This is a genomic window from Variovorax sp. DAIF25 (genome assembly GCF_050711835.1).
GTDB lineage: Bacteria > Pseudomonadota > Gammaproteobacteria > Burkholderiales > Burkholderiaceae_C > Variovorax.
In genome coordinates this window covers 1547460-1562071 of record NZ_CP136636.1, presented here as the reverse complement: position 1 = coordinate 1562071, position 14612 = coordinate 1547460, and the positions used below count along the sequence as shown (strand labels likewise).

Sequence of the window (14612 nt, the reverse complement as noted above, 5' to 3'; positions counted from 1 at the left end):
CCGAAAGAATGCCCAGGACGCCACCACGATGACCGCCAACTCACGCCGCAAATTCCTCACCGGCACCGCCACCACCGGCGCCGCCGCGCTCGCGCTCTCGGCCTTTCCGCCGAGCATCCGCCGCGCCCTCGCGATCCCCGCCAACAACAAGACCGGCACCCTCCAGGACGTCGAGCACATCGTCATCCTGATGCAGGAGAACCGCTCGTTCGACCACTACTTCGGCACCCTGATGGGCGTGCGCGGTTTCGGCGACCGCTTCACGATCCCGCTGCCCAAGGGCATGAACGTCTGGCAGCAGAGCGATGCCAGCGGCACGGCCATCCTGCCCTACCACCTCGACAGCACCAAGGGCAACGCCCAGCGCGTGAGCGGCACGCCGCATTCGTGGAGCGACGGCCAGAACGCCTGGGACGGCGGGCGCACCTACCAGTGGGCGCGCTACAAGACCAACGCGGCGATGGGCTACTTCAAGGAAGCCGAGGTGCCCTACCAGTTCGCGCTCGCCAACGCCTTCACGCTGTGCGACGAGTACCACTGCAGCATGCACACCGGCACCAACTCGAACCGCATGTTCCACTGGACCGGCACCAACGGCCCCACCGGCGCGGGCGTGGCCACGGTCAACAACGAGTGGGACTCGATCGACGGCTCGGCCAAGGGCTACGAGTGGAAGACCTATCCCGAGCGCCTGCAGGAGGCCAAGGTCAGCTGGATCGTCTACCAGAACATGCCGGAGAACTTCGGCGACAACCCGCTCGCGGGCTTCAAGCAGTACCGCCTGGCCAACGAGGCCTCGGGCAAGCCGGTCAGCAACGACGGACCCTCGCCGGTCTACGACCCGGCGAGCGACGACGCGCGCAACCCGCTCTACAAGGGCATCGCCAACACCATGGGCGACGGCGGCTTCCTCGAGCAGTTCCGCCAGGACATCAAGAACGGCAAGCTGCCGCAGGTGTCGTGGATCGTCGCGCCGGCCACCTACTCCGAGCATCCCGGACCGTCGAGCCCGGTGCAGGGCGGCTGGTACATCCAGGAAACGCTCGATGCGCTGACCGCCGTGCCCGAGGTGTGGAGCAAGACCGTGCTGCTCATCAACTTCGACGAGAACGACGGCTACTTCGACCACTACCCTTCGCCCGCCGCGCCCTCGATCAATCCCGACGGCACGCCCGCGGGCAAGACCACGCTGCCGCTCGACGCGCTCAAGCCCGAGTACTTCAACCATCCGAAGCCACCGGGCACCACCGGCCAGCCCGCGCCCGACGGCCGGGTCTACGGCCCCGGCGTGCGCGTGCCGATGTACGTGGTGTCGCCGTGGAGCCGCGGCGGCTGGGTCAACTCGCAGGCCTTCGACCACACCTCGGTGCTGCGCTTCATCGAGGCGCGCTTCGGCGTGAAGGAGACCAACATCAGCGCCTTCCGGCGCGCGGTGTGCGGCGACCTCACGAGCGCTTTCAACTTCGCGAACCCGAACAACGAGACGCTGCCCACGCTCGCGGGCCGCACCACGCGCGGCGGGGCCGACCGGCTGCGCAGCGACCAGGAGAAGCTGTCCCAGGTGCCGCTGCCACTCGATCCGCAGCTGCCGCGCCAGGCCACCGGCACGCGGCCCTCGCGCGCCCTGCCCTACGAGCTGCACACCAGCGCGCGCAGCGATGCGATCGGCGGCAGCGTGCGGCTGATCTTCGCCAACACCGGCAAGGCCGCGGCCGTGTTCCACGTCTACGACCGGCTGCACCTCGACCGCCTGCCGCGCCGCTTCATGGTGGAGCCGGGCAAGACGCTCGACGACGCCTGGAACGCGGTCAGCGACGACAGCGGTTTCTACGACCTCTGGGTGCTCGGGCCGAACGGCTACCACCGCCACTTCAAGGGCGACCTGAGCCGGCTGCGCGCCGGCGGCACCGCCATCCCCGAGGTGCGCGTGTGCTACGACATCGCCAACGGCAACGTCTACCTCGAGATGCTCAACGCCGGCCAGGCCGCCGCGAAGTTCACGGTGCGCGCCAAGGCCTACCGCGACGACGGCCCGTGGAGCGCGACCGTCGCGGGCGGCGCCAAGGCCGAGCTGCATTGGGATCTGTCGTCGAGCGGCGCCTGGTACGACTTCGTCGTGAGCTGCGATGCCGACGCGAGCTGGCAGCGCCGCTTCGCGGGCCGCGTGGAGACCGGCAAGCATTCGGTCAGCGATCCGGCCATGGGCCTGGGCGATCTGTGAAGGAGGCACGCACCATGACCGACAACGCACGCCGCAAATTCCTCACCGGCAGCGCCACCACCGGTGCCGCCGCGCTCGCGCTCTCGGCCTTCCCGCCGAGCATCCGCCGCGCCCTCGCGATCCCCGCCAACAACAAGACCGGCACCATCCAGGACGTCGAGCACGTCGTCATCCTGATGCAGGAGAACCGTTCGTTCGACCACTACTTCGGCACGCTCGCCGGCGTGCGTGGCTTCGGCGACCGCTTCACCATCCCGCTGCCCAAGGGCATGAACGTCTGGCAGCAGAGCGATGCCAGCGGCAAGGCCATCCTGCCCTACCACCTCGACAGCTCGAAGGGCAATGCGCAGCGCGACGGCGGCACGCCGCACGACTGGGCCGACAGCCAGAACGCCTGGGACGGCGGGCGCATGTACCAGTGGGCGCGCTACAAGACCAGCAAGGCCATGGGCTATCACAAGGCGACGGAGATCCCGTTCCAGTTCGCGCTGGCCAATGCCTTCACGATCTGCGATGCCTACCACTGCGCGATGCACACCGGCACCGACGCCAACCGCTCCTTCCACCTGACGGGCACCAACGGCCCGACCGCGACCAACACCGCCTTCGTGCGCAACGAATGGGACTGGATCGACGGCCGGCCCGGCTCGCTGGGCGTGGGCTACACCTGGAAGACCTACGCGGAGCGCCTGGAAGATGCGGGCGTGCGCTGGATCAGCTACCAGAACATGCCCGACGAATGGGGCGACAACATGCTCGGCGCGTTCCGCCAGTTCCGCAAGGCCAACATCGACTCGGGCTATCCGGTCTCCAGCGGCGGCGAGCCCAACAAGCCCTATGCCGACACCGGCCAGGCGCTGCCCTACAAGGCCTACGATCGCGCCACCGACGATGCGAAGAGCCCGCTCTACAAGGGCGTGGCCAACACGCTGCCCGGCACGAAGCCCGAGGACTACCTCGACGCGTTCAAGCGCGACATCCGCGAAGGCAAGCTGCCGCAGGTCTGCTGGATGAACGCGCCGTCGATCTACTGCGAGCATCCCGGTCCCTCGAGCCCGATCCAGGGCGCCTGGTTCCTGCAGGAGGTGCTGGACGCGCTCACCGCCGTGCCCGAGGTGTGGAGCAAGACCGTGCTGCTGATCAACTTCGACGAGAACGACGGCTACTTCGACCACCTGCCCTCGCCCTCGGCGCCTTCGCCCAACGGCGACGGCAGCTACGCGGGCAAGACCACGCTGTCGGACTCGGCGATGGGTCCCGAGTACTTCACGCATGCCGCGCCGCTGGGCAGCGGCGGCCAGCCCAAGGCCGACGGCCGCGTCTACGGCCCGGGCCCGCGCGTGCCGCTGTACGTGATCTCGCCGTGGAGCCGCGGCGGCTGGGTCAGCTCGCAGGCCTTCGACCACACCTCGGTGCTGCGCTTCCTCGAAACCCGCTTCGGCGTGCAGGAGCCCAACATCAGCGCCTTCCGGCGCGCGGTGTGCGGCGACCTCACGAGCGCCTTCAACTTCGCCAACCCCAACGGCGAGGCACTGCCCACGCTGACCGGCCGCGCCACCCGCGCCGAGGTCGACCAGATCCGGCGCAACCAGGAGGCGCTGTCGCAGGTGCCGCTGCCGCTCGATCCGCAGCTGCCGCGCCAGACAACCGGCACGCGGCCCTCGCGCGCCCTGCCCTACGAGCTGCACACCAGCGCGCGCACGGCACCGCTCGACGGCACGGTGCAGCTGCTGTTCGCGAACACCGGCAAGGCGGCCGCGGTGTTCCACGTCTACGACAAGCTCAACCTCGCGCGCCTGCCGCGCCGCTACATGGTCGAGGCCGGCAAGACGCTCGACGACATCTGGATGGCGGGCCGCGACAACAGCGGCTTCTACGACCTGTGGGTGCTCGGCCCGAACGGCTACCACCGCCACTTCAAGGGCGACCTCGGCAGCCTGCGCGCGAGCGACGCGGCCGCCCCGGAAGTCCGCGTGTGCTACGACATCGCCAACGGCAACGTCTACCTCGAGCTGCTCAACGGCGGCAAGAAGGCCGCGAAGTTCACGGTGCGTGCCAAGGCCTACCGCGACGACGGCCCGTGGACCGCGACCGTGCAGCCCGGCGCCAAGGCCGAGCTGCATTGGGATCTTTCGTCGAGCGGCGCCTGGTACGACTTCGCCGTGGGCTGCGATGCCGATCCGACCTTCGCGCGCCGCTTCGCGGGCCGCGTCGAGACCGGCAAGCACTCGGTCAGCGATCCCGCGATGGGCATGGCCGACCTCTGAGGCGCATGCATCGCTGAAGGCTTTCGGGACCCGCTCCCGCAGCCTTCTCACCAGGCCGGACACGGTACGCGCGAGCCCTTCGCGCGCTGCCTGTCCGGCTTTGGTATTCATCGCGCGCGCAGGCGCAACGCGCGCTTACACCTCGGCCTCGTTCTTCACTCGACTGTCATTGCCGCTTCCTACCGTGGCAGTGGCGGCGCGCTCCTCGTCGCCTCTTCACAAGAAAACACACCTGCGAGGATTTCCCATGCATCTCTTCTTCTCGCGCGCACGGCTGCTGCCGGCGCTGTTCCTGGCCTGCACCCTCGCCGCCTGCGGTGGCGGCAGCGGCGGCGGCTTCGGCGGACTGCCCGGCACGGGCAACCCGGGCGACGGCGGCACGCAGAACCCGCCCGCCACCACGCAGCCCGTGATGCGCTGCGCGCCCTGATACAACGGCCCGAAAAACAACACGACAAGACCATGACCTCACGCCGCAAATTCCTCACCGGCACCGCCACCACCGGCGCCGCCGCGCTCGCGCTCTCGGCCTTTCCGCCGGCCATCCGCCGCGCGCTCGCGATTCCCGCCAACAACAAGACCGGCACCATCCAGGACGTCGAGCACATCGTGATCCTGATGCAGGAGAACCGTTCGTTCGACCACTACTTCGGCACGCTGCAGGGCGTGCGCGGCTTCGGCGACCGCTTCCCGATCCCGCTGCCCAACGGGCTCAACGTGTGGCAGCAGCTCGACGAGAACGGTAAGGTGGTGCTGCCCTACCACCTCGACGGCAGCAAAGGCAACGCGCAGCGCGTGAGCAGCACGCCGCACACCTGGGTCGACTCGCACAACGCCTGGGACGGCGGCCGCCTCTACCAGTGGCCGCGCTACAAGAAGGTCAGCAGCACCGCGCCCTACGTGCAGTCGATGGGCTACCTCGCCGAGGCCGAGCTGCCGTTCCAGTTCGCGCTGGCCAACGCCTTCACGATCTGCGACGACTACCACTGCGCGATGCACACCGGCACGCACGCCAACCGCTCGTTCCACTGGACCGGCACCAACGGCCCCACGGGCGGCAACGTGGCCTACGTCAACAACGTCAATGCCTGGAGTTCGACCGGTCCCTCGACCGAGGGCTACGAGTGGAAGACCTATGCCGAGCGCCTGCAGGACGCGGGCGTGAGCTGGATGGTCTACCAGAACATCCCGAACAACTACGGCTGCAATCCGCTGCTGGGCTTCAAGAACTTCCGCAAGGCCAACGAGGCCTCGTCCAAGCCGGTCAGCACCTCGCTGCCGCAGGGCGCATCGCCGGCCTACGCGCCCGGCGACGACGCCGGCAATCCGCTCTACAAGGGCACGGCCAACACGCTGCCGGTGGCCGACCAGGCGGCCTTCGACGCGGGCGCGATCATGGATGCCTTCCGCGCCGACGTGAAGGCCGGCCGGCTGCCGGCGGTCTCCTGGGTGATCCCGCCCGACGTCTACTCCGAGCACCCCGGCCCCTCGAGCCCGGTGCAGGGCGCGTGGTACATCCAGCAGGTGCTGGAGGCGCTCACCGCCGTGCCCGAGGTCTGGAGCAAGACCGTGCTGTTCGTGAACTTCGACGAGAACGACGGCTACTTCGACCACGTGCCCTCGGCCTCGGCGCCCTCGCCCATCGCATCGGCCGATCCCTCGGTGAAGGCCTTCGCGGGCAAGACCACGATGTCCGACGCGGACCTGAGCTTCGAGTACTTCAACCATCCCAAGCCGCCGGGCATGACGCAGTCGCAGCCCACGCCCGACGGCAACGTCTACGGCCCCGGCATGCGCGTGCCGATGTACGTGATCTCGCCCTGGAGCCGCGGCGGCTGGGTCAACTCGCAGACCTTCGACCACACCTCGGTGCTGCGTTTCGTCGAGGCCCGCTTCGGCGTGAAGGAAAGCAACATCGGCCCGTTCCGCCGCGCGGTCAACGGCGACCTCACGAGCGCCTTCAACTTCGCCAACCCCAACGGCGAGGCGCTGCCCACGCTCGCGGGCCGCCGCACCAAGGCCGAGGCCGACCAGCTGCGCGCCGCGCAGCAGGCGCTGCCGCAGGTCACGCCACCGGCCAACGGCCTGCTGCCGCGCCAGGCCACGGGCACGCGGCCCTCGCGCGCGCTGCCCTACGAGCTGCACACCAGCGCCAGGGCCGACGCGGCCGGCGGCACGCTGCAGCTGCTGTTCGCCAACACCGGCAACGCGGCCGCCGTGTTCCATGTCTACGACCGGCTCAACCTCGACCGCCTGCCGCGCCGCTACATGGTCGAAGCCGGCAAGTCGCTCGACGACCGCTGGAACGCGACCGCCGACAACGCCGGCCGCTACGACCTCTGGGTGCTCGGCCCCAACGGCTACCACCGCCATTTCCAGGGCGACCTCAACGCGCTGCGCGCCGGCGGCGCGGCCGTGCCCGAGCTGCGCGTGTGCTACGACATCGCCAACGGCAACGTCTACCTCGAGATGATGAACGGCGGCCAGGCCGCGGCGAAGTTCAGCGTGCGCGCCAAGGCCTACCGCGACGACGGCCCGTGGAGCGCGACCGTCGCGGGCGGCGCCAAGGCCGAACTGCACTGGGAGCTCGCGGCCAGCGGCCAGTGGTACGACTTCGCCGTCACCTGCGACGCCGATCCGGCCTACTACCGCCGCTTCGCCGGCCGCGTCGAGACCGGCAAGCATTCGGTCAGCGATCCCGCGCTGGGCTTGCCCGACCTCTGAGCCCGCATGCATGATCCCCCCGCGCCCACGGTGGCGCGGGAGATGTCATGCACGCCAAGGTGGTCCGGTACTTTGTCGAGGTGGTTCGCGCGGGTTCGATCCGCAAGGCGGCCGCGCAGCTGCACGTGGTGCCGACCGCGATCAACCGGCAGATCCTCAACCTCGAGGAGGAACTGGGCGCGCCGCTGTTCGAGCGCATCCACAACACGCTCAAGCTCACGCCGGTGGGCGAGCTGGTGCTGGCGCATGCGCGCGGCACGCTGCGCGAGTTCGACGGGGTGCGCCAGCGCATCGAGGCCATGCGCGGGCTGCGCCAGGGCGAGGTCACGCTGGCCACCACCGCCGGGCTCGCCGACGCCTTCCTGCCGGGCGTGGTGCGGCGCTTTCGCGCGGCCCATCCCGGCATCCAGCTCAAGCTGCTGGGCCTGCCGATCGCGGCCGTGCTGCACGGCGTGCGCGAAGGCGATGCCGACCTCGCGCTGGCCTACGACGTGCCGGCCACGGCGGGTTTTCGCACCCTGTTCGCCAGTGAGTGGCCGATCGGCGCGGTGGTGCCGCCCGGCCATGCGCTCACGGCGCATGCGAGCACCGTGCTGGCCGAGTGCGTGGGCCATCCGCTGCTGTTGCCCGCGCCCTCGCTGTCGATCCGGCCGATCATCGACGCCGCCTTCGAGCGCTCGGGCCTGCGCGCCTCGCCCGTGATCGAGACCACCTCCACCGCGCTGATGCGCCGCCTGGTGCGCGAGGGCGAGGGCATCACGCTGCTCAACCGGCTCGACGTGGCCGAGGAGATGCACGACGGCTCGCTGGTCTTCGTGCCGCTGCGCGACGCCACCCTGCCGGCCCAGACGCTCACGCTCGAGACCCGCGCCGCGCAGGCGCCGAGCCCCGCGGCCGAGCTGTTCGCGAACCACGTGACGGCCTGCCTCGACGAGCTGCTCGCGCTCTGAACACGGTGCCGGGGGCCGTCCACTTTTTGTGCACGGGGCGCGCCATTTATTGACTTTGCGCGTTCGAAGGCATGGCTCCTAGACTGCCGCGCCGGTCATCGGCCGGAAGGAAAAGTCCCATGCTTTCGAACGACAAAAAGACCCCCGCAGGAGACGGCGAAGGGGTCGACCAGAAGCTTCCCCTCATGCGCTGCGGCGCGCTGAGCCTGCAGCACGTGCTCGTGATGTACGCGGGCACGGTGGCGGTGCCGCTGATCGTGGGCGGCGCGCTCGGCCTCTCGAAGGCCGACATCGCCTTCCTCATCAATGCTGACCTGTTGGCCGCCGGCATCGCCACGCTGGTGCAGGCCATCGGCTTCTGGCGCTTCGGCATCCGCATGCCCGTGATGATGGGCGTGACCTTCGCGGCCGTCGGCCCGATGATCGCCATCGGCATCGATCCCTCGCTGGGCCTGCCCGCGATCTACGGCGCCACCATCGTGGCGGGGCTGTTCGGCATCGTGCTCGCGCCGCTGATGGGGCGCGTGCTCGGCGTGTTCCCGCCGCTGGTGACGGGCACGGTCATCACGCTGATCGGCGTCTCGCTGATGGTGGTGGCGATCCACTGGGCCGCGGGCGGGCAGCCCACCTCGACGCGCAGCATCGAGGGCGTGGCGCATGCGGTGGCCAACCCGGCCTACGGCGAGCCGGTGAACCTCGCCATCGCCGCGGCCGTGCTGGCGGCGATCATCGCGATCACGCGCTTCGGCAAGGGCCTCATCGCCAACATCGCGGTGCTGCTGGGCATCGTCTTCGGCGTGCTGCTGTCGCTGGCGCTCGGCCGCATGCAGTTCGACGGCCTCGAGGAAGCGAGCTGGATGGCCCTGACCACGCCCTTCCACTTCGGCCTGCCGCGCTTCGAGCTCACGGCCATCGCCTCGATGTGCATCGTGATGCTGATCACCCTGGTCGAATCGACCGGCATGTTCCTCGCGCTCGGCGAGATCACGGGCCGCAAGGTCGACACCGACGCGCTCTCGCGCGGCCTGCGCGCCGACGGCCTGGGCACGGTGATCGGCGGCGTGTTCAACACCTTCCCCTACACCTCGTTCTCGCAGAACGTGGGGCTGGTCACGGTCACGGGCGTGCGCTCGCGCTACGTGGCGGCTGGCGGCGGCGTGCTGCTGATCGCGCTCGCGCTGTTCCCCAAGATCGCGCACGTGGTGGCCTCGGTGCCCTCCTTCGTGCTCGGCGGCGCGGGCATCGTGATGTTCGGCATGGTCGCGGCCACCGGCATTCGCATCCTAGGCAGCATCGACTACGCGCGCGAGCGCCATGCGCTCTACGTGATCGCGATCTCGGTCGGCCTCGGCCTGATTCCCACGCTGTCGCCGAACTTCTTCCAGCACTTCCCGGCCTGGACCCATCCGCTGACGCACAGCGGCATCGTGCTGGGCACGCTGGCCGCGGTGCTGCTCAATCTCTTCTACAACGGCGTGCAGTCGAGGGAGCGTTCCTTCACACTGGCGGCACGCACCTCGCACGGAACCGAATGACATGAGCTCCTCCACCGCTTCCTCGCCCCGGCCGCTGCGCGTGCTGCGCCACGCCGACGTGCTCGTCACCATGGACGCCGCGCGGCGCGAGATCGCCGACGGCGCGCTGGTGATCGACGGGCCGGCCATCGCCTGGGTCGGTGCCACGGCCGAGCTGCCGCCGGTCTACCTCGAGGCGCTGCGCAGCGGCGCCGCCGAGGCCATCGATCTGCACGGCCACGTGCTGATGCCGGGGCTGGTGAACACGCACCACCACATGTACCAGAGCCTCACGCGCGCGGTGCCCGAGGCGCAGGACGCCGAGCTGTTCGGCTGGCTCACCAACCTCTACCTGCTGTGGGCGCGGCTCACGCCCGAGATGATCCGCGTGTCGACCCGGACCGCGATGGCCGAGCTGATGCTCTCGGGCTGCACCACCACCAGCGACCACCTCTACCTGTTCCCCAACGGCGCGCGGCTCGACGATTCGATCGAGGCGGCCGCCACGATGGGCATGCGCTTCCATGCCGCGCGCGGCAGCATGAGCGTGGGCCGCAGCGCCGGCGGCCTGCCGCCCGACGAGGTGGTGGAGAGCGAGGCCGCGATCCTGCGCGACAGCGAGCGGCTGATCGACCGCTGGCACGACGCCTCGCGCCACTCGATGCGGCGCATCGTGCTCGCACCCTGCTCGCCGTTCTCGGTCTCGCGCGAGCTCATGCGCGACTCGGCGCTGCTCGCGCGCGAGCGCGGCGTGTCGCTGCACACGCACCTGGCCGAGAACGACAACGACGTCGCCTACTCGCGCGAGAAGTTCGGCATGACGCCGGCCGAATACGCCGAGGACCTGGGCTGGGTCGGCCGCGACGTCTGGCATGCGCACTGCGTGAAGCTCGACCCCGCGGGCATCGCCCTCTTCGGCCGCACCGGCACCGGCGTGGCCCACTGCCCGTGCTCGAACATGCGGCTGGCCTCGGGCATCGCGCCCATCGGCGCCATGCGCCGCGCGGGCGTGCCGGTGGGCCTGGGCGTGGACGGCAGCGCCTCGAACGACGGCGCGCACCTGCTCGGCGAGGCGCGCCAGGCCATGCTGCTGCAGCGCGTGGGCCATGGCCCGGCCGCGATGACGGCGCGCGAGGCGCTCGAGATCGCGACCCTGGGCGGCGCGCGCGTGCTGGGCCGCGACGACATCGGCGCGCTCGCGCCGGGCATGTCGGCCGACGTGGTGGGCTTCGACCTGCGCGGCGTGTCGCACGCGGGCGCATGGCACGACCCGGTGGCGGCGCTGGTGTTCTGCACGCCGGCCTCGGCCGCGCTCTGCATCATCGACGGCCAGGTGCGCATCCGCGAGGGCCGCTTCGTCGATCTCGAGCTGCCGCCGCTGCTCGCGCGGCACCGCGAGCTCGCACGCACGCTGTACGAGCGCGCGCGGCATCCGCACACGGCCTGACGACGCTGATTCCCACCTGACCGGCGTGCGCTTTCGCAACGCCGGATGCGAACCTTCGCCCTAGGCAGCTACCCGCATTGCGGGCGTCATGCCTCGTCCGCAGAATCCGCTGGCTCGAATAGAACGAGCGTTCGATTTTATCGGCCAGGGCGAGAACCATCGGCCGATGTTCCAGATACACGACAACAACAGGGAACACCAGCGATGAAACGCAGAGAACTCCTCAAGGGCGCGGCCGCGGCCGGCACCACGGCAGGCATCACGGGCGGACTCGGCAGCCTGCTGGCCGGCGCGCCGTCCACCGCCTCGGCCGCGCTGCCGGTGCCCAAGCCCACCTTGCCGCAGAAGATCGATCCGATCAGCGCCACCTTGCGCCGCCTCGAACTCGTAAGCCGGCAGGCCACCTACCTCTGGACCGAGTCGCACCTCAACCTCGCGGGCGTGCCGATGGGCACTGTCGTGCCGCCGGCCGAACTGCCGGCGCTCGAGCACCAGCTGCTGACCTTGTCGCGCGCGCTCGAGGCGGCCGTGAACTTCGCGGCCTCCTTCGCCACCAGCCCGCTCGCCAGCGGCAGCCTGCAGACGCTCGACAACCTGCGCACGCGGCTTTCGAGCCTTCAGGCGAGCTTCGCGCAGTTGCTGTCGCAGAACGCCGGCTTGCTCACGCTGCCGGCCGCGGCGCTCGCGCTGCTGGGCACGCTGACCGGCACCGCGGGCGACATCGCCACCCAGTTGCGACAGGTGCACCAGGACCTGATGACGCAGGGCCTGCTCGGCGGGCCGCGCACCGTGGCGCAGTACGACGCGCTGTTCGCGACCATCGAGAAGCCGTCGATCGCGCAGGTCTTCCGCGACAACGCGCTGTTCGCCTGGATGCGCGTGGCCGGCCCGAACCCGATGCTGATCCGCAAGGCCAGCGTGCTGCCATCGAAGTTCCCGCTGACCGACGCACAGTACCGGCAGGCCATGGGCAACGCCGACAGCCTCGCCGACGCGGCCGCCGAGGGCCGCCTCTACCTGCTCGACTACGAAGGCCTGGGCGACATGGCGCCCACGGGCCCGGTGACCAAGCCGCTGACCGGCACCGCCTATGTCTTCATGCCGGTCGCGCTGTTCGCGCGGCCCAGGGCGGGCCGTTCGTTGGTGCCGGTGGCCATCCAGTGCGGCCAGAACCCGGCGCAGCATCCGATCTTCCTGCGCGTGGACGACGCCTCGAACACCGAAGCCTACTGGGCCTGGCAGTCGGCCAAGACCACGGTGCAGGTGGCCGACTTCAACTACCACGAGATGTTCGTGCACCTGGGCCGCACGCACCTGATGTCGGAGGCCTTCGCGATGGCCACGCAGCGCCAGCTCGCGACCGCGCATCCGCTGAGCCGCCTGCTGTCGCCGCACCTCGAGGGCGCGATGTTCATCAACGAGGCGGCCACGCTGATCATCATGGCGCCGCTGACCACGGGCGACGGCATCCTCGCGGCGCCGATCGAGACCCTGCAGCGCGAGTGCGGCCGCGACCGCCTGGCCTACGATTTCCAGGCCAACCTGATGCTGCCCGACGAGCTGCGCGCGCGCGGCGTCGACAACCCGGGCGAGCTGCCCGAGTACCCGTACCGCGACGACGCGCTGCTGCTGTGGAACGCGATCGCGCAATGGGTGGGCGACTACGTCGCGACCTACTACCTCAGCGACGCCGACGTGAGCGGCGACCACGAGCTGCAGGCCTGGGCCGTCGACCTCTCGACCCACGGCAAGGTGAAGGGGCTGCCCGTCATTTCCACGCGCGCCAGGCTGGCCGACGTGATCACGGCCATCGTCTTCAACACCAGCGCGCAGCATGCGGCCGTGAACTTCCCGCAGCTCTCGGTGATGACCTATGCGCCCTTCAGCGCGGGCATGGCCGGCACGCCGGCGCCCGCCTCGACGGCCGGCCAGTCGGAGGCCACCTGGTCGCAGATGCTGCCCGCGCGGCTCGCGGCGCAGGAGCAGATCCTGCTGTTCCACATCCTCGGCGGCGTCTACTACCGGCCGCTCGGCGAATACAAGGACAATGCCTTTCCGCACCTGCCGGTGCTGATCGATCCCGCGATCGCGGGCCAGGGCGGGCCGCTCGAGCGCTTCCGCGCGGCGCTGGCGAACATCGAAACGACGATCAAGCAGCGCAACACGACGCGCTCGCGGCCCTACGAGCACCTGCTGCCGAGCCGGATTCCGTCGAGCACGAACATCTGAACCGGGGGCGGCTCAGTACTCCGCCTTCACCGCGCTCGCCGCGCCGCTCGCCAGGGTCGCCGGATCCTCCAGCACCGCCGCCACGTCGCCCAGGTACTGCCCCACCACCGGCTCGTGCGTGAGGTTCAGCATGTGGTGGATGCCGTCGGGGCTCTTCACGTAGCCCACGGTCCAGCCGCGCGCGCCGAGGCCGCGACCGATGGCGCCCATGTCGCGTTCGGGCGAGCCGAAGGCGAAGATCGACAGCTCGGGCCGGCCCAGCGTGGGCAGGCCCAGCGCATCGAGGCCCTGCTGCATCGCGCGCCGCGTCGCGAGCACGCGCTCGGTGACGCGCAGATAGCCCGCATGGCCCAGGTAGTTCATCACCGCCCAGGCCGCGGCGATGGCGCCGCCGGCGCGCGTGCCCACCAGCGTGTGGGTGAAGTACTGGCCGCGCGGCCAGTCGTCGAAGTAGTAGCCCATCAGCGCGAAGGCCTCGGGATCGGCGAAGAACAGGGTCGAGGCGCCCTTGGCGGTGTAGCCGTACTTGTGCAGGTCGGCCGAGATCGAGGTCACGCCCTCGACCGCGAAATCGAAGTCGGGGATGTCGGCGCCGAGCTCGCGCGCGAACGGCGCGAAGTAGCCGCCCACGCAGGCATCCACATGCATCCAGCAGCCGTGCTCGCGCGCCAGCGCCGCGATCTCGGGAATGGGATCGACCACGCCGTGCGGAAAGGCCGGCGCCGAGCCCACCACCATCGCGGTGTCGGGCGTGAAGGCGGCGCGCATCGCCGCCGGGTCGGCGCGGAAGTCGGCCGCCAGCGGCGTGCGCACCGGCACCAGGCCGAGGAAGTGCGCGGCCTTGTCGAAGGCCGGGTGCGCGCTCTGCGGCATCAGGATTTCGGGCTTGGCCATGCCGGGGCGCCGCGCCAGCGCGCGGTCGCGCGCGCACTTGACCGCGAGGAAGATGCTCTCGGTGCCGCCGGTGGTCATGGCGCCGCGCGACTCGGCACCGCCATGCAGCAATGCGAGGCCCATCTCCACCACCTCGCGCTCGAAGGTCGCGAGGCTCGCGAAGGCGCGCGGGCCCAGGCCGTTCTCGGAGAAGTACATCAGGTAGGCCTTCTTGGCCACCTCGAGCACGTCCTCGCCCGCGTAGTGGATGAACATCGGCACGCGGCCGTTGCGCCAGTCGGCGTCGCCGCGGCCGGCCTCCTCGAGCCGCCGCTGCAGCTCGGGCCAGGACGCGCCTTGCTCGGGGAGTGTCAGTGCCATGGTCGC

General features: G+C 70.2%; 9 protein-coding genes. 8 read left to right on the top strand and 1 reads right to left on the bottom strand.

Translation table 11 applies throughout. From position 1 onward, the window contains the following. The first annotated feature begins 28 nt into the window (after nt 1-28). From R0232_RS07175 to R0232_RS07140, 8 genes are all read left to right on the top strand, one after another. Nucleotides 29-2221 (top strand): phosphocholine-specific phospholipase C, encoded by a 2193-nt coding sequence (locus tag R0232_RS07175; RefSeq protein ID WP_208512532.1) that lies wholly within the window; start codon nt 29-31, stop codon nt 2219-2221. Nucleotides 2222-2235: 14 nt separating this feature from the next. Further along, entirely contained in the window at nt 2236-4488 is a 2253-nt protein-coding gene (locus R0232_RS07170) for a phosphocholine-specific phospholipase C (protein WP_431511700.1), read from the top strand. Between the two features lie 247 nt (nt 4489-4735). After that, on the top strand, nt 4736-4918 hold the full coding sequence (locus tag R0232_RS07165; RefSeq protein WP_431511699.1) for a hypothetical protein: 183 nt from the start codon (nt 4736-4738) through the stop codon (nt 4916-4918). Between the two features lie 32 nt (nt 4919-4950). After that, nucleotides 4951-7212, top strand: coding sequence for a phosphocholine-specific phospholipase C (locus R0232_RS07160; RefSeq protein ID WP_398496773.1), 2262 nt, complete (start codon nt 4951-4953; stop codon nt 7210-7212). Nucleotides 7213-7259: 47 nt separating this feature from the next. After that, nucleotides 7260-8162: a LysR substrate-binding domain-containing protein gene (locus R0232_RS07155; protein ID WP_431511698.1), complete on the top strand. Its 903-nt coding sequence runs from the start codon at nt 7260-7262 to the stop codon at nt 8160-8162. Between the two features lie 119 nt (nt 8163-8281). Beyond that, nucleotides 8282-9697: a nucleobase:cation symporter-2 family protein gene (locus R0232_RS07150; RefSeq protein ID WP_431511697.1), complete on the top strand. Its 1416-nt coding sequence runs from the start codon at nt 8282-8284 to the stop codon at nt 9695-9697. Nucleotide 9698: 1 nt separating this feature from the next. Then, nucleotides 9699-11123 carry an 8-oxoguanine deaminase gene (locus R0232_RS07145; protein WP_431511696.1) on the top strand — a complete coding sequence of 475 codons (1425 nt, stop codon included), beginning with the start codon at nt 9699-9701 and terminating at the stop codon, nt 11121-11123. Between the two features lie 204 nt (nt 11124-11327). Beyond that, nucleotides 11328-13352, top strand: a complete 2025-nt coding sequence (locus R0232_RS07140; protein ID WP_431511695.1) for a lipoxygenase family protein — start codon at nt 11328-11330, stop codon at nt 13350-13352. Between the two features lie 12 nt (nt 13353-13364). Here R0232_RS07140 and R0232_RS07135 read toward each other — a convergent pair whose 3' ends face one another. Then, a complete protein-coding gene (locus R0232_RS07135; RefSeq protein WP_431511694.1) occupies nt 13365-14606 on the bottom strand; it encodes a pyridoxal phosphate-dependent decarboxylase family protein in 1242 nt (413 codons plus the stop codon). Between the last annotated feature and the right edge of the window lie 6 nt (nt 14607-14612).

What these genes read in the sequence shown, in the direction of transcription:
- R0232_RS07175 (WP_208512532.1), top strand. Translation starts at nt 29, where the DNA reads ATGACCGCCAACTCACGCCGCAAATTCCTCACCGGCACCGCCACCACC.
- R0232_RS07170 (WP_431511700.1), top strand. Translation starts at nt 2,236, where the DNA reads ATGACCGACAACGCACGCCGCAAATTCCTCACCGGCAGCGCCACCACC.
- R0232_RS07165 (WP_431511699.1), top strand. Translation starts at nt 4,736, where the DNA reads ATGCATCTCTTCTTCTCGCGCGCACGGCTGCTGCCGGCGCTGTTCCTG.
- R0232_RS07160 (WP_398496773.1), top strand. Translation starts at nt 4,951, where the DNA reads ATGACCTCACGCCGCAAATTCCTCACCGGCACCGCCACCACCGGCGCC.
- R0232_RS07155 (WP_431511698.1), top strand. Translation starts at nt 7,260, where the DNA reads ATGCACGCCAAGGTGGTCCGGTACTTTGTCGAGGTGGTTCGCGCGGGT.
- R0232_RS07150 (WP_431511697.1), top strand. Translation starts at nt 8,282, where the DNA reads ATGCTTTCGAACGACAAAAAGACCCCCGCAGGAGACGGCGAAGGGGTC.
- R0232_RS07145 (WP_431511696.1), top strand. Translation starts at nt 9,699, where the DNA reads ATGAGCTCCTCCACCGCTTCCTCGCCCCGGCCGCTGCGCGTGCTGCGC.
- R0232_RS07140 (WP_431511695.1), top strand. Translation starts at nt 11,328, where the DNA reads ATGAAACGCAGAGAACTCCTCAAGGGCGCGGCCGCGGCCGGCACCACG.
- R0232_RS07135 (WP_431511694.1), bottom strand. Translation starts at nt 14,606, where the DNA reads ATGGCACTGACACTCCCCGAGCAAGGCGCGTCCTGGCCCGAGCTGCAG.